General features: G+C 72.8%; 21 protein-coding genes. 8 read left to right on the forward strand and 13 right to left on the reverse strand.

Annotated elements, in window-relative coordinates; genetic code table 11:
- Positions 1-81: 81 nt before the first annotated feature.
- The 4 genes from qcrB to ctaE all read right to left on the reverse strand — a co-directional run bounded on the left by qcrB (position 82) and on the right by ctaE (position 4,374).
- Entirely contained in the window at positions 82-1,821 is a 1,740-nt protein-coding gene (gene qcrB / locus BKA22_RS15860) for a cytochrome bc1 complex cytochrome b subunit (RefSeq protein ID WP_146951712.1), read from the reverse strand.
- Positions 1,818-2,867, reverse strand: coding sequence for a cytochrome bc1 complex Rieske iron-sulfur subunit (gene qcrA, locus BKA22_RS15865; protein ID WP_146951713.1), 1,050 nt, complete (start codon positions 2,865-2,867; stop codon positions 1,818-1,820). Before qcrA ends, qcrB begins: the two co-directional genes overlap by 4 nt.
- A complete protein-coding gene (gene qcrC, locus BKA22_RS15870) occupies positions 2,864-3,649 on the reverse strand; it encodes a cytochrome bc1 complex diheme cytochrome c subunit (protein ID WP_146951714.1) in 786 nt (261 codons plus the stop codon). The genes qcrA and qcrC overlap by 4 nt, the downstream gene beginning before the upstream one ends.
- Positions 3,650-3,726: 77 nt before the next feature.
- Positions 3,727-4,374, reverse strand: coding sequence for an aa3-type cytochrome oxidase subunit III (gene ctaE / locus BKA22_RS15875; protein ID WP_146951715.1), 648 nt, complete (start codon positions 4,372-4,374; stop codon positions 3,727-3,729).
- Between the two features lie 278 nt (positions 4,375-4,652).
- Between ctaE and BKA22_RS15880 the strand changes: the two genes are divergently transcribed.
- Together BKA22_RS15880 and trpD are read left to right on the forward strand one after the other, a co-directional pair.
- The gene (locus BKA22_RS15880; protein WP_146951716.1) at positions 4,653-5,087 is read left to right on the forward strand and encodes a response regulator; all 435 of its coding nucleotides are present in this window, start codon (positions 4,653-4,655) and stop codon (positions 5,085-5,087) included.
- A complete protein-coding gene (gene trpD / locus BKA22_RS15885) occupies positions 5,084-6,121 on the forward strand; it encodes an anthranilate phosphoribosyltransferase (protein WP_146951717.1) in 1,038 nt (345 codons plus the stop codon). Before BKA22_RS15880 ends, trpD begins: the two co-directional genes overlap by 4 nt.
- A 53-nt stretch (positions 6,122-6,174) precedes the next feature.
- Here trpD and BKA22_RS15890 read toward each other — a convergent pair whose 3' ends face one another.
- Together BKA22_RS15890 and BKA22_RS15895 are read right to left on the reverse strand one after the other, a co-directional pair.
- Positions 6,175-6,456, reverse strand: a complete 282-nt coding sequence (locus tag BKA22_RS15890; RefSeq protein WP_146951718.1) for an Lrp/AsnC family transcriptional regulator — start codon at positions 6,454-6,456, stop codon at positions 6,175-6,177.
- A 7-nt stretch (positions 6,457-6,463) separates the two neighbouring features.
- Positions 6,464-8,317 carry a DEDD exonuclease domain-containing protein gene (locus tag BKA22_RS15895; RefSeq protein ID WP_146951719.1) on the reverse strand — a complete coding sequence of 618 codons (1,854 nt, stop codon included), beginning with the start codon at positions 8,315-8,317 and terminating at the stop codon, positions 6,464-6,466.
- A gap of 133 nt (positions 8,318-8,450) precedes the next feature.
- Here BKA22_RS15895 and BKA22_RS15900 point away from each other — a divergent pair, with 133 nt between their 5' ends.
- Positions 8,451-9,857 (forward strand): NYN domain-containing protein, encoded by a 1,407-nt coding sequence (locus BKA22_RS15900; protein WP_146951720.1) that lies wholly within the window; start codon positions 8,451-8,453, stop codon positions 9,855-9,857.
- Between the two features lie 45 nt (positions 9,858-9,902).
- Here BKA22_RS15900 and BKA22_RS15905 read toward each other — a convergent pair whose 3' ends face one another.
- Positions 9,903-11,708 (reverse strand): AMP-dependent synthetase/ligase, encoded by a 1,806-nt coding sequence (locus BKA22_RS15905; RefSeq protein ID WP_146951721.1) that lies wholly within the window; start codon positions 11,706-11,708, stop codon positions 9,903-9,905.
- 214 nt (positions 11,709-11,922) lie between these two features.
- Here BKA22_RS15905 and BKA22_RS15910 point away from each other — a divergent pair, with 214 nt between their 5' ends.
- Positions 11,923-12,867, forward strand: coding sequence for an ROK family glucokinase (locus BKA22_RS15910; RefSeq protein ID WP_146951722.1), 945 nt, complete (start codon positions 11,923-11,925; stop codon positions 12,865-12,867).
- A 28-nt stretch (positions 12,868-12,895) separates the two neighbouring features.
- Here BKA22_RS15910 and BKA22_RS15915 read toward each other — a convergent pair whose 3' ends face one another.
- Positions 12,896-13,450: a hypothetical protein gene (locus BKA22_RS15915; protein WP_146951723.1), complete on the reverse strand. Its 555-nt coding sequence runs from the start codon at positions 13,448-13,450 to the stop codon at positions 12,896-12,898.
- Between the two features lie 67 nt (positions 13,451-13,517).
- Here BKA22_RS15915 and BKA22_RS15920 point away from each other — a divergent pair, with 67 nt between their 5' ends.
- The 3 genes from BKA22_RS15920 to BKA22_RS15930 all read left to right on the forward strand — a co-directional run bounded on the left by BKA22_RS15920 (position 13,518) and on the right by BKA22_RS15930 (position 17,027).
- Entirely contained in the window at positions 13,518-14,303 is a 786-nt protein-coding gene (locus BKA22_RS15920; RefSeq protein ID WP_146952012.1) for a lysophospholipid acyltransferase family protein, read from the forward strand.
- Between the two features lie 154 nt (positions 14,304-14,457).
- Complete coding sequence (locus tag BKA22_RS15925; protein ID WP_146951724.1) at positions 14,458-15,678, forward strand: pyrophosphate--fructose-6-phosphate 1-phosphotransferase; 1,221 nt, start codon at positions 14,458-14,460, stop codon at positions 15,676-15,678.
- Positions 15,675-17,027: a class II 3-deoxy-7-phosphoheptulonate synthase gene (locus tag BKA22_RS15930; protein WP_146951725.1), complete on the forward strand. Its 1,353-nt coding sequence runs from the start codon at positions 15,675-15,677 to the stop codon at positions 17,025-17,027. The genes BKA22_RS15925 and BKA22_RS15930 overlap by 4 nt, the downstream gene beginning before the upstream one ends.
- 55 nt (positions 17,028-17,082) lie before the next feature.
- Here the strand turns inward: BKA22_RS15930 and BKA22_RS15935 are convergent, their stop codons facing one another.
- From BKA22_RS15935 to BKA22_RS15950, 4 genes are all read right to left on the reverse strand, one after another.
- Entirely contained in the window at positions 17,083-18,540 is a 1,458-nt protein-coding gene (locus BKA22_RS15935) for a flavin-containing monooxygenase (RefSeq protein ID WP_146951726.1), read from the reverse strand.
- A 3-nt stretch (positions 18,541-18,543) separates the two neighbouring features.
- Positions 18,544-20,979: a 7,8-didemethyl-8-hydroxy-5-deazariboflavin synthase CofG gene (cofG, locus tag BKA22_RS15940; protein ID WP_146951727.1), complete on the reverse strand. Its 2,436-nt coding sequence runs from the start codon at positions 20,977-20,979 to the stop codon at positions 18,544-18,546.
- 196 nt (positions 20,980-21,175) lie between these two features.
- Positions 21,176-23,191: a Stk1 family PASTA domain-containing Ser/Thr kinase gene (pknB, locus tag BKA22_RS15945; protein WP_146951728.1), complete on the reverse strand. Its 2,016-nt coding sequence runs from the start codon at positions 23,189-23,191 to the stop codon at positions 21,176-21,178.
- Between the two features lie 48 nt (positions 23,192-23,239).
- Complete coding sequence (locus BKA22_RS15950; protein ID WP_146951729.1) at positions 23,240-24,445, reverse strand: LysM peptidoglycan-binding domain-containing protein; 1,206 nt, start codon at positions 24,443-24,445, stop codon at positions 23,240-23,242.
- Between the two features lie 143 nt (positions 24,446-24,588).
- On the opposite strand from BKA22_RS15950, the gene BKA22_RS15955 reads away from it, so the two are divergent.
- Positions 24,589-25,002 (forward strand): Rv2175c family DNA-binding protein, encoded by a 414-nt coding sequence (locus BKA22_RS15955; RefSeq protein ID WP_371863650.1) that lies wholly within the window; start codon positions 24,589-24,591, stop codon positions 25,000-25,002.
- Positions 25,003-25,033: 31 nt separating this feature from the next.
- Here the strand turns inward: BKA22_RS15955 and BKA22_RS15960 are convergent, their stop codons facing one another.
- The gene (locus BKA22_RS15960; protein ID WP_307725872.1) at positions 25,034-26,155 is read right to left on the reverse strand and encodes a polyprenyl synthetase family protein; all 1,122 of its coding nucleotides are present in this window, start codon (positions 26,153-26,155) and stop codon (positions 25,034-25,036) included.
- Between the last annotated feature and the right edge of the window lie 16 nt (positions 26,156-26,171).

Genomic DNA, 26,171 nt, shown 5'->3' on the forward strand with positions numbered 1-26,171 from the left:
GGCCGTGGGACTGAAAGAGCCGGGCGCCCGCGCCGTGTCATGGCGCGTTTGCCCGGCTCCTGGATCAACGGTCGGCCATGGTCACCGATTCCGCGCGGCGACGTCCGTCTCGGCGCCCGAGACGAGAGCCTCGTCACCATCGGTGCTGGTCAGCGCCGCGGCGGGGGAGGCCTGCGGCAGGCCGTCGTGGTCCGTGCCGTGGGGGTGGGCGGTGTGGGCGTGGGCCGCGGCCAGCTCGGCCGGTGTGACGGGCTCGACCCGGTCCTCGTAGAAGACGCGTGAGACCCGCTGCCGGATCGCGTCGAGGCGGTACCCCTTGCGACGCACGCCGCGGGAGTCCTCGGCGGGCTCGATCTCGATCGGCCGGGTCGGCGAGTGCTGCACGCGCAGCCACCGCTCGTGCTCGTCCAGGGGACGGTGCACCTCGATGTACTCGCCGCTCGCGAACCGCACGACGCGGCCCGTCTCGTGCCCGTGCAGCACGAGCTCACGGTCCTTGCGCTGCAGCCCGAGGCAGATGCGCTTGGTGATCCAGAACGTGAAGGCCGGCGCGGCGAACAGCAGCACCCGGAACGTCCACGTGATGTCGTTGATCGACAGGTGGAAGTGCGTCGCGATGAGGTCGTTCGATCCGGCCAGGATGAGGATGAAGAACGCCGTGAGGAGCGAGACGCCGAACGCGGTGCGGAACGGGCGGTTGCGCGGCCGGTCCAGGACGTGGTGCTCCCGCTTGTCACCGGTGGCGAACGCCTCGATGAACGGGTACAGCGCCAGCAACGTGAACAGGATCCCGGGGACCACCATGGCCGGGATGATCACGTTGAGCGGGATCGTGAAGCCGGCCACCACGATCTCGGCCTGGCCCGGCATGAGGCGCAGCGCGCCCTCGAGGAACAGCATGTACCAGTCGGGCTGGGCGCCGGCGGACACGGGCGAGGGGTCGAACGGGCCGTAGTTCCACACCGGGTTGATCGCCATGGTGCCGCCCATGAGGGCGATCACCCCGAACACGGTGAAGAAGTAGCCGCCGGCCTTCGCGACGTACACCGGGAACAGCGGGAAGCCCGCGACGTTCTCGTCCGAGCGCCCCGAACCGGGGTACTGGGTGTGCTTGTGCAGCACGACGAAGAACAGGTGCAGGCCGACGAGCGCGAGGATCAGGCCGGGCACGAGCAGCACGTGCACGGTGAACAGGCGGGGGATCAGGTCCTGCCCGGGGAACTCGCCGCCGAAGATGAAGTACGACATGTACGAGCCGATGATCGGGATCGCACGCACGACGCCGTCGGTGATGCGCAGGCCGTTGCCGGAGAGCACGTCGTCGGGCAGCGAGTAGCCGGAGAACCCGGCGGCAAGGCCGAGGATCATGAGCACGAAGCCGACGACCCAGTTGACCTCGCGCGGCTTGCGGAACGCGCCGGTGAAGAACACGCGCATCATGTGCGTGACGATCGCCGCCATGAAGATCAGCGCGGCCCAGTGGTGGATCTGCCGCATGAGCAGGCCGCCGCGCACCTCGAACGACAGGCGCAGCGTCGAGGCGAACGCCTCGGACATCTCGACGCCGTTCATCGCAGCCCAGGGGCCGTCGTAGTGCGTCTCGGCCATGCTCGGCACGAAGAACATCGTGAGGAACACGCCCGAGATCAGCAGCGTGACGAAGCTGAACAGGGCGATCTCACCGAGCAGGAACGACCAGTGGTCGGGGAAGATCTTGCGCGCGAAGGTCTTGACCGCGGTGCCGATCCCGGTGCGCTGGTCGAGGTAGTCGGCGGTGCCGGCGGCGGCGCGGGCACCGCGCGAGGGGGTCGTGGTCGTCACTTCAGCCGCTCCCAGAAGCTCGGGCCGACAGGTTCGTGGAAGTCGCTCTGCGCGATCAGGTATCCCTCGTCGTCGACGGTGATCGGCAGCTGGGGCAGCGGGCGCTTCGCCGGTCCGAAGACGACCTTGGCCCCGTCGGCGACGTCGAACGTCGACTGGTGGCACGGGCAGAGCAGGTGGTGGGTCTGCTGCTCGTAGAGGGCCACCGGGCAACCGACGTGGGTGCAGATCTTGGAGTACGCGACGATGCCCTCGTACGACCAGTCCTTGCGGTCCTCGGCCTCGGTGAGGTCACGCGGGTCCAGGCGCACCAGGAGCACGATCGCCTTGGCCTTCTCGTCCAGCGGGTGCTCGACGTCGTCGAGCCCTTCGGGGATGACGTGGAACACCGAGCCGATCGTCACGTCGGCCGCCTTGATGGGTCGACCGGAGGGGTCGATGGCGAGCCGGGTGTTCTTCTTCCACAGCGTGTGCTTGAACTTCGAGACGTCCCAGTCCTCGCCGATGTTCCCGATGAGCGGGATCGCGATGGTCAGCGGGAACAGGGCCAGAGCGGAGGCGAGGGCACCCTTGAGCACGCCGCGCCGCCCGATGCCGGAGTCGGCCGCACCGGCCTTGAGCGCCTCGACGGCCGCGGCGCGGTTCTCGTCCGAGCTGCGCTGCTCGTGCCGGTCCTCGTGCTGCTCGCGGTCGTTCATGAGCGACTTGGCCCAGTGGATCGCGGCAGTGCCGATGCCGAGCAGGGCGAACGCCAGGCTCAGGCCGAGCACCAGGTTCGAGCGCTGCATCGTCGCGGAGGTCTCGCCCGGAGGCAGCGCGAAGTAGGCGACGACGAACGTGAGCGTGCCCAGGATCGAGATCGTGAAGAGCGTGACGACCTGACGCTCGGCGCGCTTGTCGGCGGCCGGGTCCTGGTCGGCGCGACGCAGCTGGTGCGGGGCGTCGCCGGGGTCCGTGAACCGCTCGGGCACCCGGCCGTCCGACTCGTGGCCCTCTGCTTCGTGCACGACGACGTCGCGCGTGCTGTCGTGGTCGTGGCTGCTCACGAGGACTTCGCTCCGATCCAGACGGCGGCACCGATCAGCAGACCCATGCCGACGACCCAGGCCCACAGGCCTTCACTGACAGGACCCAGGCTTCCCAGGTCGAGGCCGCCGGGGGCCGGCTGATCCTGCTCGGCGATGTACGCGATGATGTCCCGCTTCTCCTCGGGCGTGATGTTCGCGTCGTTGAAGACGGGCATCGACTGCGGGCCGGTGAGCATGGCCTCGTACAGGTGCGTGGGTGAGGTCTCGAGCAGCGACGGCGCGAACTTGCCCTGGGAGAGGGCGCCGCCGGCGCCCACCGCGTTGTGGCACATCGCGCAGTTGGTGCGGAAGATGGCCATGCCGTTGGCTGCGTCGCCCTGCGTCGGGTCGACCTGGTCGGCGGTGGGGATCGAGGGCCCGCCGCCGAGGCTCGCCACGTAGGCGGCCAGCTGGGCGATCTGCTCGTCGTCGAACTGCACGGGCTTGGCCGGTGCCTGCGGTCCCGTCGCCTGCATCGGCATGCGTCCGGTGCCCACCTGGAAGTCGACCGCCGCGGCGCCCACGCCGATGAGGGACGGCGCGCTGTCGGTGCCCGAGGCGCCCGCGCCGTGGCAGGTCGCGCAGTTGGCCTGGAACAGCTTCTGGCCGGTGTCCACGTCGGTGGCGCTGGCCGGGGCGCTCGCCGCGTCGGCCGACGTCGGCGCGAGCACGGCGTACAGGCCGCCTGTGACCAGCAGCGCCAGCAGGAGCAGGAGGACCGGCGCGCGCCGGTCGTGCCTGCGGGCTGCGAGTGCCTTCACGGATGGGTCCTCGTCTCGCGTGTCGGGGGTGGCGGGGGGTCCCGCGGGGCCGGGGTGGGGGTGTGCGGGCGGTGCGATCAGCGCAGCAGGTAGATGACGGCGAACAGGGCGATCCACACGACGTCGACGAAGTGCCAGTAGTACGACGTGACGATCGCCGTCGTGGCCTCGTGGTGCCCGAACCGCTTGGCGCTGAACGAGCGGCCGAGCAGGAGCAGGAACGCGATGAGTCCGCCGAGGACGTGCAGCCCGTGGAAGCCGGTGGTCAGGTAGAAGACGGAGCCGTAGGGGCTCGAGGAGATCGTGAGCCCCTCGTGCACGAGCGCCGCGTACTCGAACACCTGGCCGCCGATGAAGAAGGCGCCCATGAGGTAGGTCAGCGTCACCCACTCGTTCATGCCCCAGCGCCCGACCTGCAGCAGCGAGCCGGTCCGGGCGGGCTGGAACCGCTCGGCGGCCCAGACACCCATCTGGCACGTGACGGACGACAGCACCAGCACCGTGGTGTTGATGGCCGCGAAGGTCACGTTGAGCTTGGTCGTCTGCTCGGCCCACTCCTGCGGCACCGCTGCGCGCAAGGTGAAGTACATGGCGAAGAGCGCGGCGAAGAACATGAGCTCGCTGGCGAGCCACACGATCGTGCCGACCGACACGGGGTTCGGTCGGTTCACGCTCACGTGGGTGGCGGTGCGAGGGGCAGCCGTTGCGGTCGACACGTCCGCCATTATGGCGGAACTGTGAAGCGCATGGGTCGTTAGGCCCAGGTGACGCGCGCGGGATATGTCACATCGTCACGATCGCAGGCCCGCGCACGGCGTGTCGTGGCCTGTCCGTGTCCGTCCCGTGGCCGGACCGTGTCCTGCTCGTGGGGTGGCCGACGTGCCGTGCCGAGCGGTGCCCGCCCCGTCGTCCGGTTGCCGGCACGCACGCGTGCGCACGGACGGGCCGTCCCACGTGCCACGATGTCCTCGGACGCACGTCGACGACGAGTGAGGTACCCACGATGAGCACGGCCACCCCCGCACAGCCCGCTGACGTCCCCGCTGACGGCCCGCGGATCTTGCTCTACAGCGACGACGTGGACGCACGCGAGCAGGTGCGGCTCGCCGTCGGACGCCGGCTGGGTCGCGGGGCCCCCGACATCCGCTGGTACGAGGTCGCCACCGCCGACGTGGTGGTCGCCGCCGCCGAGCAGTCCCGCTACGACCTGCTGATCCTCGACGGCGAGGCCGACAAGGTCGGAGGCATGGGGCTGTGCCGCCAGCTCAAGGACGAGGTCTACGACTGCCCGCCGGTGCTCGTGCTCACCGGGCGACCGCAGGACGCGTGGCTCGCGCACTGGTCCAACGCCGACGGCGTGGTCAGCCGGCCGCTCGACCCGGTCGCCGTCCAGCAGGCGGTGGCCGCACTCGTGCGTGCCGAGGTGGCCGCCGGATGACCACCTGGTCGGACCTGCTGACCTCGCTCGTCGCCCGCCAGGACCTGTCCACGCAGGACGCCGCCTGGGCCATGGGCGAGATCATGCGCGGCGAGGCCTCGCCTGCGCGTGTCGCCGGCTTCCTCGTCGCGCTGCGCGCCAAGGGGGAGACCGTCGGGGAGCTGACCGGGCTCGCCGACATGATGCTCGAGCACGCGCACCGGTTCGTGGTCCCGGGGCGCACGGTCGACATCGTCGGATCGGGCGGCGACCGTGCCCACACGGTCAACATCTCGACGATGTCCGCCCTGGTCCTCGCGGGGGCCGGTCTGCGCGTCGTCAAGCACGGCAACCGGGCCTCGTCCTCCTCCTCGGGCTCCGCCGACGTGCTCGAGGCCCTGGGGATCCGGCTGGACCAGCCGGTCGAACGGGTCGCCGAGCTCGCCGAGGAGGTGGGCATCACGTTCTGCTTCGCCGCCGTGTTCCACCCCTCGATGCGGCACGCCGGCGTGGCCCGTCGCGAGCTGGGGATCGCGACCGCGTTCAACTTCCTCGGCCCGCTCACCAACCCTGCGCAGCCGCAGGCGGCGGCGATCGGGGTGGCCGACGCGCGCATGGCCCCTCTCGTGGCCGGCGTCCTCGCGGCACGCGGAACCAGCGCCCTGGTCTTCCGCGGCGACGACGGCCTCGACGAGATCGCCGCGACCGCCCCGACCCGGGTGTGGGAGGTGCGTGACGGGCAGATCGCCGAGCAGGTCGTCGACTGGACGGTCGAGCTGGGCGTCCCGGCGATCACGCAGGCCGACCTGCGTGGGGCCGATGCCGCCTACAACGCCGAGGTCGCGCTCCGCCTGCTCGACGGCGAGACCGGCGCCGTGCGGGAGACCGTGGTGCTCAACACCGCTGCGGCCCTCGTGGCCGACGGCACCCTGGCCGGGACGGGTCAGGGCACGCTCGTCGAGCGGCTGCGCGTCGGGGCCGAGCACGCCCGGCACTCGCTCGACAGCGGGGCGGCCAAAGACGTGCTGGAGCGCTGGCGGCTCGCGAGCGGCTGACCGCTCTCGGTCGTCGCCCCGTCAGCGCCCCGCAGTCGCTTCTCCTACTTCCCTCAGTCGTCGAGGCCGAGGGCGAACGCCTGCGCGAGGTCGTGCTGGGAGTAGGCCCGGAACGCGATGTACGTCTGCGTGCGCAGGACACCCTCGACCTTGCTCACCCGGTCGGCGATGACGTCGGCCAGGTCGTCGTGCTCTCGCACCCGCACCATCGCGATGAGGTCGACCTCGCCGGTCACGGAGTAGACCTCGCTCACGCCGGGGATCTCGGCGATCGCGGCGGCCACCTCGGGGATGCGGGCGGCGTCGGTGTCGATGAGGACGATGGCGGTCAGCATCCCGCCATCATGCCGTGCGCGGTGCCGGTGCGACGACCGGTGCGGCCCCACCCGTGAGCAGGGCGTCCGCCCCGGACCAGCGGTCCGGAGCGAGCAGCTGCACCGCGGCCACGGCCGTCGCGGCGTCGCCGACGCCCTGGGCGCCGCGCACCGGGCAGGTCCACGCGTCCGAGACGGCCACCAGGCGAACCCCCGGCTGATCGAGCCAGGCCAGGAGCAGATCGGTCTCCTCCGGGTGTGCCGCGGTCGCGGGGGCCACGGGCGCCTCGACGTGCTCGCCGGTCGCGCGCAGCGTCTCGATCGTCGGCACCGGGTCGGTCCGCCGGTCGACCCGTGCCGTGCCGGCCAGCCGACCGTGCCGCACGAGCACGATCTCCCAGCCGCCCTCCTCGTCGCGGCGGGCCGCCACGAGCTCCGCCGTGCGCGCGACCGGGTCGAACCGCTGCACGCGCGCCGCTCCGCGCAGGTAGGCGGTCAGCCGCTCCCGGACGGTCACCGCCTCCTCGTACCGTTCCTGCGCCGACAGCTCACGGATGCGGCGGGCGTGCGCGCGCGCGACCGGCGCGGGGTCGCCGAGCATGCCGGCGCGGACGTCGGCGACAACCTCGGCGTACGCCGCCGCACCCTGCCCGCCCGTGCACGGGGCACCGCAGCGCCCCATCTCCGCGAGCGCGCAGGCCGACGCGTCGGCTGCGGGGACGAGCGGCAGACGGCGGGTGCACTGACGCACGGGGTACGACTCGTGCAACGCCTCGACGGCCAGCCGTGCTGCCTGCACCGAGCCGAACGGGCCCAGGTACGCCGCCCCGGGCTCGTCGCGCACGTCACGCACCACCGACAGGCGCGGGTACGGCTCGCTCGTGAGGCGGACCCAGGGCATGCGCTCGGGGTGACGCGAACGGCGGTTGTAGCGCGGGGCGTGCTCGGCGATGAGCCGCAGCTCGCGCACGCGTGCCTCGAGCGGTGTCGCGCACGCCACGGCGTCGACCCTCGTCGCCACGCGCACCATCTCGGTCATCCGTCGGCGCTTCTCGGCCGAGGTGAAGTAGCTGCGGACCCGGGTGCGCACGGACGTCGTCGAGGTGCCGACGTAGAGGACCTCCTCGCGCGGGCCTCGGAACAGGTACACGCCGGGGCCGTCGGGCAGGTGGTCGGCCAGGCCGCGCTTGCGGCGCACGTCGGAGGGGACCGGGTCGGTCGCCGTCGCCAGGTCCTCCAGGTGCGTGACGCCGAGCGGGGCGAGCCGGCCCAGCAACGCGTGCAGGACGTCGACCGTCGCCCGCGCGTCCGACAGTGCACGGTGGTCCGGGGTCACGGACGCACGGAACAGGCCGGCCAGCGTCGACAGCTTGTGGTTCGGCGCCTCGTCCCGCAGCACCACGCGTCGGGCGAGCCGGACCGTGTCGACCACCCGGTTGCCGGGCCACGGGTGCCCGGTACGCGCCGCCGCGGCCTTGAGGAAGCCGATGTCGAAGCTCGCGTTGTGTGCGACCAGCACGGCGTCGTGCGCGAACTCCAGGAAGCTCGGCAGCACCTGTTCGATGCGTGGGGCGCCGACCAGCATCGACGTCGTGATGCCGGTGAGCACCTGGATGTAGGGCGGCACCGGGCCGCCCGGGTCGACGAGGGTCTGGAACTCGCCGAGAACCTGGCCGCCGCGGACCTTCACCGCACCGATCTCGGTGATCTCGCAGTCGGCGGGTGTCCCACCGGTGGTCTCCAGGTCGACCACCACGAACGTCACCTCGTGCAGCGGGGTGCCCACCTCGTCCAGTGTCGGCTGCACCGGCCGTGCCGCCAGGTCCGCCCCTGTCGATCGCTCCTCGACCCAGACGGGGCGCAGGCGATGGACGGACGACATGCCACGGACGCTAGCGGCGGCCACCGACAGGTGGCGGCGTCGTCCGCCCCCGCCCGGTCGCCGGCTGCTGCCCGGCCGCTGCCGTGCGCTGGCGGGCGGAGCGGGCGGTGCGAGCGCCCGTAGGGTTGGTCCCATGACCGAGCCGAGTCCCGTGGACGCCGACCCGGGACCGGCGACCGACGTGCCCGCACCGTTGCGCACCGCTCTCGTGCAGGTCGCCGCCGAGGTCCTCGGCACGCTGGAGCCGGCCGAGGTCCCCGCGACGTTGCGGCAGGTCCGTCAGTTCGCACCGCGTCGCCGTGCGGGCGCCGGCGCGGGCCCGCTGTGGGCCGCCCTGCAGGAACCCGCCTTCCGCGCTCGTGTCGTGCGGGTCTGGACGCAGGGCCACCGTGAGCTCGCGGCCGCCGTGGCGCCGCCGGCCGGACCCGAGGCGGACCTCGGCGCCGACAGCACCTCCGGCGCCGAGTCGGTGTCCGACCAGGTGGCCGACCTCGCGTCTGACCAGGCGGCCGACCCCGTGGACGAGGCGGTCGACGAGCACGGGTCGCTGGCCGTGGCTGTCGGATCCTGGCTGCTCGGCACGTCGCACTGGCGGGCACTACTCGCGGAGCACCCCGTCGACGGGGCTCCCGAGGACGCGCAGCGCCGGCGCGAGCGTCAGGACCGCTCGGCCGCTGAGGAGCGACGGCTGCGCCTCGAGCTGGGGACCGCCCGCGAGGAGGCCCGGCGCGCGCAGGAGGAGCTGGCGGCCCTGCACCGCGAGCTGCGCCGGCTGCGTTCGGACGCCGACCGGGCCCGCTCGCAGGCCCGGACGGCCGCCGAAGAGGCAGCCGAGGTGCTCGCCGCCGCGCAGGAGGACCTGCACCGTGCCGCCGAGGAGCGACGGGTCGCCGAGGCGGAGCGCCGGGCCGCGCAGACCGCCCAGGCGGTCGTCCGGACCGAGGCACGGGCAGCGCGCGACCTCGCGGACGTGCGGGTCCGGCTCCTGCTGGACACGATCGTCGACGCCGCCGACGGGCTGCGGTCCGAGCTGGCGCTGCCTCCGGTCGGACAGCTGCCCGCCGACCTCGTCGCACCCGACGCAGCGCCAGGCGCGGTCGTGTGGCAGGGGTCGCGGGGCCGGACGACCGACGACCCCCGGCTGGTCGACGAGCTGCTCGCGCGGCCCCGCTCGCACCTGGTCGTCGACGGCTACAACGTCTCGAAGACCTGGCTGCCCGGCCTGACGCTCGTCGAGCAGCGCCGCGGGCTCGTCGACGCCCTCGGCAGGCTCGCCGCCCGGACCGGCGCGGAGGTCACGTGCTGCTTCGACGGCCAGGAGGGTCACCGGCCGCCCACGACGGCCGGACGGTCGGTGCGCGTGCTGTTCTCGGTCGGCGAGATCGCCGACGACCTCATCCGCCGCCTCGTGCACGCCGAGCCGCCCGGGCGAGCCCTGCTGGTGGTCACCAGCGACCAGCAGGTCACCCGGGACGTCGAGGCGAGCGGCGCGTGGGTCGTGCCGTCCGCGACGTTCGTCGAACGGCTGCGCCGCCTCTGACGCAGCCTCTGACCCGGCCTCTGACCAGCCCCGGTTCCGGAGGGGTCAGTCCTTGCCGCCCTCGTAGATCGCGTCGATGTCCACGGCGAACGCCTTGAGCACCTCGGCGCGGCGCACGGACAGCTTGGGCGTGAGGAAGCCGTTCGCGATCGTCAGGTCGGTGTCGAGGATGCGGTACTTGCGGATCGACTCGGCGCGCGAGACAGCCTTGTTCGTCCGCTCCACGGCGCGGTCGAGGGAGGCGAGGACGTCCGGGTCCTTGGCCGCCTCCGCCAGGCTCATCTCGGGCTTGCCGTGCGCGCTGAGCCACCCGGGCACACCCTCGGGGTCGAGCGTGATCAGGGCGCCGATGAACGGACGCTGGTCCCCGACGACCACGACCTGGCTGACGAGCGGGTGCCCCCGCAGGCGGTCCTCGAGCACGGCGGGTGCGACGTTCTTGCCGCCCGCGGTCACGATGATCTCCTTCTTGCGCCCGGTGATGCGCAGGAACCCGTCGGCGTCGATCGAGCCGAGGTCGCCGGTGCGGAACCACCCGTCGTCCATCGCCTCGTCCGTGGCCGACTCGTTGGCGTGGTAGCCGCGGAACACCTGGATGCCCTTGATCTCGACCTCGCCGTCCGGCGCGATGCGCAGCGCGGTACCCGGCAGGGCCGGGCCGACGGTGCCGATCTTGGTGCGGTCGGGCAGGTTGACCGTCGCCGGCGCCGTGGTCTCGGTCAGGCCGTAGCCCTCGAGCACGACGAGACCGACACCGCGGTAGAAGTGGCCGAGGCGCTCGCCGAGCGGGGCTCCTCCGGAGATCGCCCACTTCGCCTGCCCGCCGAGCACGGCGCGGAGCTTGGACAGCACGAGGACGTCGGCGACCTTGTGCTGCAGCCGCAGCCACGGGCTCGGGCCCGAGGGGGTGTCGAGCGCACGGGAGTAGACGATCGCCGTCTTGGCGGCACGCTGGAAGATGGCGCCCTTGCCCCCCGCGGCGGCCTTCTGCTCGGCCGAGTTGTAGACCTTCTCGAACACCCGGGGGACGGACAGGATGAACGTCGGTCGGAACGACTGCAGGTCCGGCACGAGGTCGCGGGTGTCGGGCGTGTGCCCCATCGTCGCGCCGGCCACGACGCACAGCACCTCGATGAACCGCGCGAACACGTGCGCCAGCGGCATGAACAGCAGCGTGCGGGCACCGGGCCCGTCGAGGATCTCGTGCAGCTTGGCCGCGGCGTTCGTGGTGAGCAGCGCGAAGTTGCCGTGCGTGAGCTCCACACCCTTCGGGCGGCCTGTGGTGCCCGAGGTGTAGATGATCGTCGCGACGTCCTCGAGCCCGGCCAGGGAGCGGCGCCGGGCGATCTCCTCGTCGCCGACGTCCGCACCAGCGGCGACCAGCGAGGCGATGGCGCCCTCGTCGATCCGCAGGACCTCGCGCAGCGTGGGCGCCTGGTCGCGGACCTCCTCGACGACGGCGGCGTGCGTGGCCTGCTCGACGACCAGCAGGGAGACGTCGGCGTTCGTGAGGATCCACAGCACCTGCTCGGCGGAGGACGTCTCGTACAGGGGGACCGGGACGGCGCCCGCGGCCCACACGGCCCAGTCGAGGAGGGTCCACTCGTAGCGGGTGCGCGACATGATGCCGACCCGGTCCCCGGGCTGCACGCCTCGCGCGACCAGTCCCTTGGCGACGGCCACGACCTCGGTGTCGAACGCCCGCACCGTCAGGGGCGTCCAGGTGCCGTCGTCGCCCTTGCGCTCCACGAGGACACGGTCGGGGGTGCTGGCCGCGCGATCGGCCAGCAGGTCGTTGAGGTTGCGTGCCGCGTCGATGTCGACGAGCAGGGGCGTGCTGAACTCGTCCATGCTGACTCCGTTGGCAGAAGGGGCGATGGTTGCACGCGAGGATACGGGACGTTGTGCCTCGTGCGTCGGGCGGGCGTCCAGGTAACCTCGTCCGGGTTCGCGTGCGTGCGTCGGTGACGCGCGCCAAGGCCGACCACGGGCGCTAGCGTTGCCAGGCGCGCGGACCGGGTCGGTGCGCGACCATCCGGACCAGCGCGGAGGAGCGAAGACGCACATGCATGCCATCGGTGTCGACATCGGCGGGACGAAGATCGCGGCGGGCGTGGTGGACGAGGACGGGACGATCCTCGCCAAGACCCGCCGGGACACCCAGCCGGACGACGCGGGCAGCATCGACCGCGCGATCGCCGAGGTCTACGCCGAGTTGCGCGAGGGCTACGAGATCGGTGCGATCGGCGTGGCCGCCGCAGGCTTCGTCGCCGCCGACCGCTCCGGTGTGCTCTTCGCGCCGAACATCGCCTGGCGCGACTACCCGCTGCGCGACAACGTGCGCGCGCTGATCGGCTCCGACGTGCCGGTCGTGGTCGAGAACGACGCGAACGCCGCCGGCTGGGCCGAGTTCCGGTACGGCGCCGCCAAGGACGTCGAGGACATGCTCCTGCTCACGGTCGGCACGGGCCTGGGCGGTGCGATCGTGGTGAACAACCGGCTCGTGCGCGGCGCCTGGGGCGTGGCCGCCGAGGTCGGTCACATGCGTGTCGTGCCCGGTGGGCACTACTGCGGCTGCGGGCACGAGGGCTGCTGGGAGCAGTACTCCTCCGGCAGCGCGCTCGTGCGCGACGCCCAGGCCGCGGTCGTCGCCCAGCCGGACCGTGCGACGCGGCTGCTCGAGCTGGCCGGCGGCGACGCCGCGCGGCTGACCGGTCCGGACGTGACGAAGGCCGCCCAGGAGGGCGACCCGCTGGCGATCGACCTGCTCGCCGAGCTGGGGCGCTGGATCGGCGAGGGCTCGGCCTCCGTGGCGGCGCTCCTCGACCCGGCGCTCATCGTGATCGGTGGCGGGGTCGGCGCCGCGGGCGACCTGCTGCTCGCACCGGCACGCAAGGCGTTCGCCGAGCAGCTCTCCGCGCGCGGTCACCGGCCGGAGGCCGCGATCGTGCTGGCGGCGATGGGCAACGACGCGGGCATCGTCGGCGCGGCCGACCTCGCGCGCGCCTGACCGAGCGGCCGACCGGCGCCGGCGCCGGCTACACCACGGCGCCGGTGTCGTCGTCCGACGGGTCGCGCCTGTGCGGCATGCGCCAGACCAGCACCGCGACGCCGAGCACGAAGACGAGCCCGGCGGCCTGCAGGACGGCCGTCGGCGCCGAGCGCCACGCGACCGCGACGACGAGGAGCAGCAGCGCGGGTGCGGTGACCGCGAGCCAGGCCATCGTGAGCAGCGGGTCGCCGCCGAGGACGGGGCCGGGGTCCGGCGGCACGAAGTGCTCGGACGCGTCGACCTGGGCCTCGGCCTCGTCGATCTGGTCCGTGCCGTCCCAGTCCCTGCCGCTCGGTTCACCCGTTCGGCGGGCAGGTCGCACGACGTGCGGATCGGAGACCCACGGGGCGACGGGGTAGGTTACGTGCGGTCCGTCGGCGGGCCGGTCCTCGACCGGGGTGCCGGCGGCCTCGGGGGAGTCGTCCTCGTCGTCGACGGGGTCGAGGTCGCCGAGCCGGGCGACGAGCGAGGCCCATGCCGCGTCGTCGTCCTCGGGGAGTTCCGGGGGCACTGCGTCGGGCTCGTCCGGGCGTGCGGGCATGAGAGCACTCTAGAGTCGTACGGAACGGTCCGGGCGGGCGAGAGGTGAGCCGTTGTTCTACTGGTTGATGAAGCGGGTCTTCGCGGGCCCGCTCCTGCACCTCATCTGGCGTCCGTGGATCCGGGGTGCCCAGAACGTGCCGTCCGAGGGCGGCGCGATCATGGCGAGCAACCACCTGGCGGTCTTCGACTCGGTGTTCCTGCCGATCATGATCGATCGCGAGATCGTGTTCATCGGCAAGCAGGAGTACTTCACGGGCTCCGGGTTCAAGGGACGCCTGACAGCCGGTTTCATGCGTGGCGTCGGGACGATCCCGGTGGACCGTGGCGGCGGCAAGGCCTCCGAGGCCGCCCTGCGCACGGGTCTGCGGCGGATCGAGGACGGCGGGCTCTTCGGCATCTACCCCGAGGGCACGCGCAGCCCGGACGGCCGGCTGTACCGCGGCAAGACCGGGATCGCCCGGCTCGCGCTGGAGTCCGGGGCGCCGGTCATCCCGGTCGCGATGATCGGGACGGGCGAGGCTCAGCCGATCGGTCGGCGCATCCCCAAGATCATGCGGGTGGGCGTCGTCATCGGCGAGCCGCTCGACTTCAGCCGCTACGCGGGCATGGAGAACGACCGGTTCATCCTGCGGTCGGTCACCGACGAGATCATGTACGCGATCATGAGCCTGTCGGGCCAGGAGTACGTGGACGTGTACGCCGCGACGCAGAAGGCGCGCATCGCGACGGGCCACCCCGCGGCCGTCCCGGAGGTCGCCGAGCACGCGCCGGTCGCGCCGGGCGGACGTCCGGCGCCGGACGTCCAGGTTCCGGTCCCCCCGGAGGACGAGGCCCCGCCCTCGGTAGCATGAGCAGGGTCGGCCCCGTGCCGACCACGCACCCCCACGCCAGACCCGCCGCAGCGGCCCGGACCTAGGGCCCGCACCGCCGCTGCCCGGGCACAGCACCCTGGGGGCGCTAGTGCAGGTCGACCAGAGCTGTGCAGTCCAACGAGAGGTGTGTCTCATGTCGGTTCGTCGCGTCGCTCTCCTGACCGCGGGTGGCTTCGCTCCGTGCCTGTCGTCCGCCGTCGGTGGCCTCATCGAGCGCTATACCGAGATCGCTCCGGACGTCGAGATCATCGCGTACGAGCACGGCTACTACGGTCTGCTGCGCGGGGACAAGATCGTCATCGACGCCGAGACCCGCAAGAAGGCCGGCATCCTGCACCGCTTCGGCGGCTCGCCGATCGGCAACTCGCGCGTGAAGCTCACCAACGCCAAGGACTGCGTCAAGCGCGGTCTGGTCAAGGAGGGCCAGGACCCGCTGCAGGTCGCGGCCGAGCAGCTCAAGGCCGACGGCGTCGACGTGCTGCACACCATCGGTGGCGACGACACGAACACGACCGCCGCCGACCTGGCCGCCTACCTCGCGCAGAACGGCTACGGCCTGACGGTCGTCGGCCTGCCCAAGACGATCGACAACGACGTCGTGCCGATCCGCCAGTCGCTGGGCGCCTGGACCGCCGCCGAGGAGGCTGCGGGTTTCGCGGCGAACATCATCGGCGAGCACCGTTCCGGGCCGCGCATGCTGATCGTGCACGAGGTCATGGGCCGGCACTGCGGGTGGCTGACGGCTGCTGCCGCCGCCGAGTACCGCAAGTGGCTCGACCAGCAGGAGTGGGTCCCGAGCATCGGTCTGTCGCGCGAGCGCTGGGACATCCACGCCGTCTTCCTGCCCGAGCTCGCGCTCGACATCGACGGCGAGGCCGAGCGCCTGAAGACGATCATGGACGAGCAGGGCAACGTCAACATCTTCCTGTCGGAGGGTGCGGGCATGCACGAGATCGTCGAGCAGCTCGAGGCCGCGGGCACGCCCGTGGAGCGCGACCCGTTCGGTCACGTCAAGCTCGACACCGTCAACCCGGGCCAGTGGTTCGCCAAGCAGTTCGCCGAGAAGCTCGGCGCCGAGAAGACGATGGTGCAGAAGTCCGGCTACTACTCGCGCGCCGCCGCGGCCAACGCCGAGGACCTGCGCCTCATCAAGTCGATGACCGACCTGGCGGTGGAGTGCGCCCTGCGCGGCGAGTCCGGCGTCATCGGCCACGACGAGGAGAACGGCGACCGTCTGACCGCGATCGCGTTCCCGCGCATCGCGGGCGGCAAGGCGTTCGACGTGTCCCAGCCCTGGTTCGGCGCCCTCCTGGAGGACATCGGCCAGCCGTTGGTCCGCGCGAGCCACGCATGAGTGTCGAGGCGGACCCGCAGGTCGTCGCCGGTCTCGACGCGTGGCGCTCGCTCCGGGCGGGCCAGCAGCCGCAGTGGCCGGACGCCGCCGAGCTCGCCCGGGTGACCGGGCGGCTGGCGTCCCTGCCCCCGCTGGTCTTCGCGGGCGAGGCCGACGACCTGCGGGCCCGTCTCGCGGCTGCCGGACGCGGTGAGGCCTTCCTGCTGCAGGGCGGTGACTGCGCGGAGACCTTCGCGGAGGCCACCGCGGACAACATCCGCAACAAGATCAAGACGATCCTGCAGATGGCCGTCGTGCTCACGTACGGCGCGAGCCTGCCGGTCATCAAGATGGGGCGGATGGCGGGGCAGTACGCCAAGCCGCGCAGCTCGGACGTCGAGACGCGTGACGGGGTGACGCTGCCGGCGTTCCGCGGCGACATCATCAACGGGTTCGACTTCACGCCCGAGGCCCGCACCCCCGACCCGCAGCGGCTGCTCGAGGCGTACCACACGTCGGCCTCGACGCTGAACCTCATCCGGGCGTTCACGACGGGCGGGTTCGCCTCGTTGCTGCGCGTGCACGAGTGGAACCGGGGCTTCACGACGAACCCCGCCTACTCGCGCTACGAGGAGATCGCGGCCGAGATCGACCGGGCCATCCGGTTCATGGCGGCCTGCGGCGCGGACTTCGACGCCTTGCGTGCGGTGGACTTCTTCTCCAGCCACGAGGGTCTGCTGCTGGACTACGAGCGGCCGCTGACGCGGATCGACTCGCGCACCGGGCTGCCGTACGACTGCTCGGCGCACTTCCTGTGGGTCGGGGAGCGCACGCGTGAGCTCGACGGCGCGCACGTGGACTACTTCTCCCGCGTGCAGAACCCGCTGGGCATCAAGCTCGGGCCTTCCTCGACCGGGGACGACGCGCTCGCCCTGGTCGACAAGCTGAACCCCAGCGGCGAGGCCGGACGCATCACGTTCATCACGCGCATGGGTGCCGGGCAGATCCGCGACCGGCTCCCGCAGCTCGTGGAGAAGGTCACCGCGGACGGCCGTCCGGTCACCTGGGTGTGCGACCCGATGCACGGCAATGGCATCACCTCGGCCACCGGGTACAAGACGCGCCGGTTCTCCGACGTGATGGACGAGGTCGCCGGGTTCTTCGAGGTGCACCGCGCACTGGGCACGGTTCCCGGTGGGCTGCACATCGAGCTGACCGGCGACGACGTCACCGAGGTGCTCGGCGGCTCGGAGGAGATCGACGACGAGGGGCTCGCGCTGCGGTACGAGACGCTCGTCGACCCGCGGCTGAACCACCAGCAGTCGTTGGAGATGGCGTTCCAGGTCGTCGAGCTGCTGCGCCGCGCCTGAGCACCGCCGTCCACGGGCGTCCCGCGAGAAGTCGTCGTGGGACGCCTGTGGCGTGTCAGGCCGCCTGGTACGGCGCGGGGGAGAAGGTGCCGTTGGCCGCCCGGAACGAGTCCGTGTCGCCTGGCCACAGCAACGTCAGCCGCCCGGACCGCTCGTCCACGTACCAGGAGCGGCAGCCTGTGAGCCACACCGTGCCCGCCGCCATCGCGTCGATGCGACGCGTGTACGTCTCCTCGGCTCGCGCGGTCACCTCCAGGACGGGTGCCCCCGGCCCGGTCAGGTGCGCGATCGCACCGAGCACGTAGTCGATCTGCGCCTCGATGAGGGCGACCCCCGACGAGTGCCCGAGCGCGGCGTTCGGACCGTCGACCAGGAACATGTTGGGGAAGCCGTGCACGGCGCTGGAGGCGTACGCGGTCATCCCGCCGGACCAGTGGTCGGCCAGCACCCGTCCGCCGCGGCCGCGCACGCGCGGGGCGTAGGTCGGCTCGCTCGTGCGGAACCCGGTGGCCAGGACCAGGACGTCCAGCGTGTGCTCGGTGCCGTCCTGCGCGACGGCGCTGCGCGCGCGGACCCGTGCCAGCGGCGAGGGCCGCAGGTCCACGTGCGCCAGGCCGAGGGCGGGGTAGTAGTCGTCGGAGAGCAGCACACGCTTGCAGCCGACCTCGTGGTCCGGGGTCAGGGCACGACGCAGCCGCAGGTCCTGGACCTGGGCGCGCAGGTGCGTCAGGGCTCGTGCCCGCAGCTCGTGCTGCGCCTCGGGCACACGTCGTCGGGCCGCGTGCCCCTGCTCGAGCTCGGCCGCGGTCCGTGCGCGCAGCTCGTCGATCGCCCCGTCGACCTGGGCGAACCTCGCGCGCTCGTGCGCGGTGTACGGCTGGTCGTCGCGCGGGACGACGTACGGCGCCGAGCGCTGGAAGACGACGAGACGGTCCACCCGGTGCGCGATCGCCGGGACGATCTGGATCGCCGACGCACCGGTGCCGACGACGCCGACGCGGGCGCCGTCGATCGGCACGTCCGGGTCCCAGCGTGCCGAGTGCACGATCGAGCCCTCGAAGTCCTCGAGCCCGGGCACGTCGGGCATGTGCGGCTCGGTCAGTCGTCCGGCCGCGACGACCAGGACGCGCGCGCTGATCCGGCCGGTCGGGGTGTCGACGTGCCAGCGGCGCGCCGGCGCGTCCCACGTCATCTGCTGCGCCGGGCTGCGCAGGCGCACATGGCCGAGGACGCCTTCGCTGCGCGCCGCCGCACGCAGGTACTCGTGGATCTCGGCGCCGGGGGCGTACACGCGCGTCCACCCGGGGTGCGGCAGGAACGACAGCGCGTACAGGTGCGACGGGATGTCGCACGCGACGCCGGGGTAGGTGTTGTCACGCCACGTGCCGCCGATGTCGTCGGCGCGTTCGAGCACGACGAAGTCGGTGACGCCGGCCCTGCGGAGCCGCACCGCCAGGCCGATGCCGGCGATGCCCGCACCGATGACGACGACGTCCGTCAGCTCGGTGCCCACGGGTCAGCCCTGCACGGCCGCGCGGGCACGGAGCCGTTCGGGGTCGGGAGTTCCGTACCGCGTGGTGCGTCGACGGACCTGGCGACCCAGCGTCGCGGCGAGGCGGGCGACGTCGGCCTCGGACAGCTCCAGGCCGCGCTCGGGGCCGGCGTCGGGACGCAGGCGACCGTCGAGCAGGACGCCGCCGAGGTCGTCGGCGCCGCCGGCGAGCACCGCGAGGCTCCCGTCGAGCCCGAGCTTGGGCCACGCGGCCTGCACGTGGTCGATGCGGCCGAGCAGCGCGAGCCGTGCGACGGCGTGCACCGCACGGGTCTCGCGCAGCGTCGGCCCGCCCCGGGTGCGGCGCGCGACGTGCGCAGGGGCGTCGGCGGGCACGAAGGCCATGGGGATCAGCTCGGTGAAGCCGCCGGTCTCGTCCTGCAGGGCGGCGAGCAGGCGCAGGTGCGTCACGACGTGCTGCGGACCCTCCAGGTGCCCGTAGACGAGCGTGGCCGTGGACCGCAGGCCGGCGCGATGGGCCGTGCCGATGATGGTGAGCCAGTCGGCGACCGAGACCTCCGACCCGTCGGTGAGGACAGCACGGATCTCGTCGTCGAGCACCCGTGCGCCGGTCCCCGGGACGGTGTCGACGCCTGCCTCGCGCAGCGCGACCGCGTACTCCGCGAGCGGCAGACCGGTGCGCCGGGCGCCGTCGGCGAGCTCGAGCGGCCGGAACGCGTGCAGGTGCATGCCGGGGCGGGTCGCCTTCACGACTCGCGCGAGGTCGAGGTACCCGGTGGGTCCCAGCCCGACGGGCACCGCGCCCTGCGCGCACACCTCGCTCGCGCCCAGCTCCCAGGCCTCGTCCACGAGAGCGGCGACGTCGTCACAGCCGAGGGCGTCGGGGCGGTCGTCGTCGGGGGCGCGCAGCCGTGAGGAGTCGAGGTTCCGGTTGACCACGTAGGTCAGCCACGGACCGACGACGTCGGCGCGTACCGCGTCCGCCAGCCGGCCGAGCGCGTCCAGCTCGGGTCCGTCGGCGCCGAGCAGCGCGACGTACTGGGCGTCGTCGAGCCCCGCGGGGTCGTCCTCGGCGCGCGCGAGCGCCTGCCGCACCGGGTCGACGTGCACGGCGGGTGCCGTGGCGCGGGCAGGAGCCGCAGCGACCGGTACGGGCACCCACGGGCGGCCGACGACGGGTGCCTGCTCGTCCGCCAGGCCCGAGGCGTCACGGTGCGCCGCGACGTGCGCGTGCAAGGCCGGGTCGATCCAGCCGTCGGCCCCGCGCACGTACGGCGCGTGCACGGTCAGCCGCTGCTGCAGCGTGAAGCCGGCGTCCGCCGTGAGCCGGGCCAGGTCGTCCAGGTGCGGCCACGGGCGTTCGGGGTTCACGTGGTCCGGGGTCAGCGGCGAGACGCCGCCCCAGTCGTCGATCCCCGCGCGCACCAGGAGCGCTAGCTCGCCGGCGTCGGTCAGGTTGGGCGGGGCCTGCACGGTCGCGTCGGGACCGAGCAGCAGGCGGGCGACCGCGACGGCCGCGACGTACTCCTGCGTGGCCAGGTCGGGTGCGCCCTGCATCGCGGTGCGCGGCTTGGCGCGGAAGTTCTGCACGATCGTCTCCTGCACGTGCCCGAACCGTTCGTGCGAGGCCCGGATCGCCAGGAGCGTGTCGACGCGGTCCGCGACGCTCTCACCGATGCCGAGCAGCAGGCCCGTGCTGAACGGCACGCGCGAGCGACCGGCGTCCTCGAGCACCCGCAGCCGCACCGCAGGGTCCTTGTCGGGCGAGCCGAAGTGCACCCCGCCGGGTACCGCCCACAGGTCCCGGGAGGTCGTCTCGAGCATCATGCCCATGGACGGCGACACGGGGCGCAGACGCTGCAGCTCGGACCAGGTCAGCACGCCCGGGTTCATGTGCGGCAGCAGGCCCGTCTCCGTGAGCACGCGCACGGCCAGGTGGTGCAGGTACTCCACGGTGGAGGCGAACCCGCGCTCGTCGAGCCAGCGTCGGGCTGCCGGCCACCGGTCCTCGGGCCGGTCGCCGAGCGTGAACAGCGCCTCGCGGCAGCCGAGCGCGGCACCCTGACGTGCCAGCTCGACGACCTCGTCCTCGTCCATGTAGGGCGCGATGCCGGCACGGGCGAGGCCGCCGGGGGTGTCGACGAACACGCAGTAGTGGCAGCGGTCGCGGCACAGGCGGGTGACCGGGATGAAGACCTTGCGGGAGTACGTGATCACCCCGGCCCGGCCCCGGGCGGCGAGCCCGGCGTCGCGCACGGCGGAGGCCACGTCGAGCAGGGAGTCGAGCTGGTCGTCCCGGGCCATGAGCAGCAGCTCGGCGGTGCCCCGATCGGGTGCGCCGCCGTCGGCCGCCCGGGCGAGGGCGGCGGCCACCGACGAGCGTGCGGGGGCGGGCCGCGGCACGGGCAGCGCGGTGCGGAGGGGGCTGGGTGGGGTCATGGTTCGCCTCGGCGCAGGGGAGGGGACGGGCTGCCGGGTCAAAGTCCAGACCCTGTTCCGGGCCCAGGTCGAGGCCCCACACGCTGATTCGCGGTCAGTGTAAGGCCCGCGGATGACGGCCTCGTGTCGGGCAGGGCCGCAATGGCGCGGCGCTCACCAGGTGGGTCCGTGCCAGCGAGGGAGGGGCGCTGCGGGATTACGTCAGCGAGAGCACGATGGTCGTGCCCTTTGGCTGCATCGATCCGCCCTCGGGTGTCTGACCGACGACGAAGCCCAGGCCGAAGTACGCGGCGGCCTTGCGCGTCTCCACCTTGAATCCAGCGTCCTCGAGCGTCTTGGTGGCAGCGTCGACCCCTTGCCGCATCACGTCCGGGACCTCGAAGAGCTCAGGGCCCTTGGAGACGACCAGATTGACGGTGTCGCCACGGTGGACCGTGGCGCCTGCGGCCGGGTCCTGCGAGATCACCACGTCGGCGGCGACGGTGTCCGAGAACGCCTCGGTGGTGGCGACCTTCAGCGCGTTGCGCCCGAGCTCGGTCGTCGCGTCGTCGAGCGAGGCGCCGACGACGGAGGTGATCGTGACCGGCGCCGGTCCGTTCGACAGCACGAGAACGACGACGGTCCCGCGGTTGACCTGGGCGTTCGCCTCGGCAGGGGAGTCGTCGGGCAGCGTCGCGGTGAGCACGTTGCCGAGCGGTGCGGCGTCGTCGTAGGCGGGGTCGCCGTAGTCGACCGTGAGGCCGGCGTCGGTGAGCGCCTGCGTCGCAGCGGCCTGCGGCTGTCCGACCACGCCGTCCGGCACGGTGACCAGGTCGGGGCCCTTGGAGACGACGAACGACACGCTGCCGTCCTTGCGGACGTCCTCGCCGACCCCGGGGTCGGCCGAGATGACGACGCCCTGGGGAACGGTGTCGTCGAACGCGGCCGTGGGGTCTGCGCCGAGCCCGGCGCCGGTGAGCAGGTCGGTGGCCGTGGCCTCGTCCTGGCCGACGATCGCCGGCACCGTGGTGTACGCCCCCGGGCCGAACGCGCCGTACCACCAGGTGCCCAGCCCGGCGAGGGCGACCAGCAGCAGGGTGAGGACGACCCACCGTGCCCGGTGGCGGCGACGTGCGGCGGGCGCCACGGCAGCCGCAGGGCTCAGGCCCGTGCCGATCGGCAGGGCGACGGTCGCGCCCTGCGGCGGGGTGAGGGCTCCGGCGGGCAGCGTGAGCCGGGTCGTGGCGTCGGCGTCGGTGGCGACGGGTGTCGGTGCCGAGCGGTCTGACGGCTCGGCGACCGCGGACTCCTCCGGGTCGGTGGCCGAGGGCAGCACGACGGTCGGAGCGACGTCGGCACGGCGGGCCAGGGTCGCCTCGTCGAGCGCGGCACGGGTGCGCCGCACGAGCGCGAGTGCGGCGGCGGCGTCCACCGGACGGTCGGACGGCTGACGTGCGGCGAGCGCCTGCACGAGCTCGTCGACCTCCGCGGGCAGCCACGCCACCGTGTCGGAGGGGGCCGGGACGTCCGAGTTGACGTGCTGGAACGCCACCTGGATCGGCGTCTCGCCGACGAACGGCTGGACACCCGTGAGCATCTCGTACAGCAGGATGCCGCACGCGTAGACGTCGGTCCGTGCGTCGCTCGTCCCGCGGGTGACCAGCTCGGGGGCCAGGTACGCCACGGTTCCCATGACGGTGCCGGTGGTCGTCGCTGTCACCTCGGTGACCGCGCGTGCCAGGCCGAAGTCGGCGAGCTTGATGCGGCCGTCGTCGGCGAGGAGCACGTTCTCCGGCTTGATGTCGCGGTGCACGAGCCCGTTGCGGTGCGCCGCGCCCAGCGCGTCCAGCACGTGCTCGGCGGTGCCGAGGGCGTCACCGAGCGTGAGCGATCCTCGTTCGCCGATGCGACGTCGCAGGTTCGTCCCGTCGATGTACTCCATCGTCAGGTAGGACGTCTCGCCGTCGACGCCCTGGTCGAAGACACCGACGAGCCCCGGATGAGTCAGGCGGGCCGCGGTGCGCGCCTCCCGCCGGAACCGTGCGACGAAGTCGAGCCCCGAGGCACCCTCGGCCAGGTGGGCGTGCATGACCTTGAGCGCGACCTCGCGGTCGAGCCGTCGGTCGATCGCCAGGTAGACCGTCGCCATGCCCCCACGCGCGATGCGGGACACGACCTCGTACCTGCCGTCGACCAGACGGCCGACGAGCGGATCGGTGACGGTGGCTCCCACGGGCAGGATCCTACGGTTCCGACTGCTCCGATCGTGGTACCGGCACGGTCAGTCGAAGCGCGTCATGTGGGTCTGCACGTTGGCCACGTAGCGCCGGGTGTCGGCGAACATGCCGTTGCGTCGTACGGACGACGCGCCCTGGTAGTACCCGGCGATCGCCGTCGGAAGGTCCGGGGCGGTCTTGACGAGCGAGCGGAGGATCGCCACACCGGCCACGACGTTGTCGTCGGGGTCCATCAGGTTCAGATCGCGACCGACGAGCGTGGAGGCCCATTCGCCCGACGACGGGATCACCTGCATGGTGCCGATCGCGTTGGCCGGAGAGACGGACGCGTGGTTGAAACCGGACTCCTGGAACGCGACCGCCAGTGCGAGTGCGGGATCGACGCCCATGGCGCGCGCGGTGGCGACGATCGTGGCCTGCATGTCGGCCTTGCTGGGCACCCCGACCGCGAGCAGCGCGGCCTTGTTCGCGTTGGCGGAGGCCACGACGGCCGCCGGGTAGGTGCGGCCCTCGAAGGTGCTCCCGACGAGCGGCGCGCTCGTCGTGGCGGTCGACGTGGTCGACGTGGTGGCAGTCGCCGTCGTCCCGGGGATCGACAGCGACTGCCCGATGCGGATCAGCGCACGCGAGTCGAGGCCGTTGGCCTGCACCAGCGCGGTCACGGTGGTGCCGTACCGGCGGGCGATCGCGCCCGCGGTGTCGCCCGCGACGACCGTGTGGTTCGCCACGGTGCTGACGGCGGCCGTGCTCGCTGTGCTCCCTGCGGACGCGACGGCGGCGGCGGTCGTGCCCGGGATCGTGAGCACCTGACCGGCACGGATGAAGGCGCGGGCGTCGAGCCCGTTCGCGGCGACGACGGCCTGGACGCTCGTGCCGTACCGGGAGGCGATCGCCGAGACCGTGTCGCCCGTGCGAACCGTGTGGGTCGCGGCGGGTGCGGCAGCGGGCGTTGCGGCGGTCGCCGCGGCCGTGCCGGCGCTCGTCGACGTCGTCGGGATGGTGAGCACCTGGCCGATCCGGATGCGCGAGGCGTCCGCCAGGCCGTTCGCCCGGGTGATGGCGGTGACGCTCGCGCCGGTGCGGACGGCGATGTGGCTGACCGTGTCGCCCGCGCGGACCGTCACCTGGTCGTCGGCGTGCGCGGCACCCCCGGTGGCGGTCACGGCCACGGCGGCGAGCGCGAGCGTGGCCCCGGTCCCCGTGCCGGCACGGCGAAGTCGGGCGGGGCGGGCGGATGCGGGCTGCGTCATGGCTGAACCTCTGGTGCTGGAGTACACGGAAGTGACGGGTGTTACTCGAGTGACAAAATGCGACGGTAGTCGACCTCGACACCATGGGAAAGCCACGCGGGGCAATTGCGCCGATGTCATTTGCTGTTGCGTAGGCTGGTCGAGTGAATCCCCCTGTGCCCGACCTCGATCTGCTCGTCGACGAGTGGCTCACGATCCCCGACGCCGCCGAGAGGCTCGACCTCGACGTCACCAAGGTGCACCGGCTCCTGCAGGAACGTCGCCTGGTCGCCGTGCGGCGCGGCGAACGGCCCGTGCAGTCGGTGCCCGCGGCATTCCTGGTCGCCGGACACCTGGCCAACCCCGCGGCACCCTCGAAGGCCGAGGGCCTGCCCGAGTGGACCGTGCTCGCAGCGCTTCAGGGCACGCTGACCGTGCTCACCGACGTCGGCTTCTCCGACGCGGACGCGATCGCGTGGCTGTTCGCCCGGGACGAGTCCCTGGCCGCCTCACCGATCGAGGCGCTGCGCGCGGGGCGGAAGACCGAGGTCCGTCGGCTGGCGCAGGCCGAGCTCTGACCGGCCTCTGACCGGCCTCCGCCCGGCCGCTTCAGGAGCGGCGGTCGACCGCGGCGTGTGCCAGTGCCACGAGCTGACCGCGGGCAGGCTCTGACCACGGCCGGTTCTCCATCCGGTCGAAGGCCTCGGCCGACAGCACCGAGATGAGCTCCTCGACGTCCTCAGGCGCCCCCGTGGCGGCGATCGTCGCGGCCAGGTCGGCGACCTCCTGCTCGGACATCGCCCGCACGCCCAGTCGGCTGCGCAGCGCCTCGACGGCCGGGGCGTCACCCGCCAGGAGGGCGCGGCGCACCGCACGGGCGGCCAGGACCGTCCGCTTGCCCTCGCGCAGGTCGTCCCCGGCGGGCTTCCCCGTCGTGCGCGGGTCGCCGAAGACGCCGAGCAGGTCATCGCGCAGCTGGAACGCCTCGCCGAGCGGCAACCCGATCCGACGGCAGGCGTCGAGCTGTTCCTCGTCGGCGTCCGCCAGCGCGGCTCCCAGCACGATCGGGTGCTCGACGCTGTACCGGGCCGACTTCGCCCGGATCACGGTCCGCGCGCGTCGCTCGTCCGCGTCGGGGTCCTGACCCCACGGCGTGGCCTGGGCGAGGACGTCGAGGTACTGGCCCACGGTCACCTCGGTGCGCATGAGGTCGAACACCGTGCGTGCCTGCGTCGCGCGAGGCAAGGGGGCCAGCGCGAGCGCCCCGGAGAACTCCTGCTCGCTGGCCACGAGCGCCAGGTCGCCGAGCAGGATCGCCGCCGAGGTGCCGAACTGCTCGGCGTCGCCCACCAGGCCCCAGTCGTCGTGCAGCGAGGCGAACGCACGGTGGGCCGCCGGCAGACCGCGGCGGGTGTCGGAGGCGTCCATCACGTCGTCGTGGAACAGCGCGGCGGCCTGGAAGAGCTCGAGCGCGGCACCGACCCTGATGGCGGTGTGCGCCTGGGGCGAGCCCGGTCGACCGCCGTGCGCGCGCCAGGACCAGTAGCAGAACGCGGCCCGCAGGCGCTTGCCTCCCGAGAGCATGCGCGTCACCGCGTCGGCGAGCACCTCGGCGTCAGGACCGGCGGCGCGCAGCACCGAGCGCAGCTCACCGACGTGACCGGACAGGACGGAGTCGACCTGGGCGCGGACGTCCTCGACGTCGACGAGGGCGCGGACGTCGGGGATCACACCGCGAGCCTAGGCG

It is taken from the genome of Cellulomonas soli (genome assembly GCF_013409305.1).
Classification (GTDB): Bacteria; Actinomycetota; Actinomycetes; order Actinomycetales; family Cellulomonadaceae; genus Cellulomonas; species Cellulomonas soli.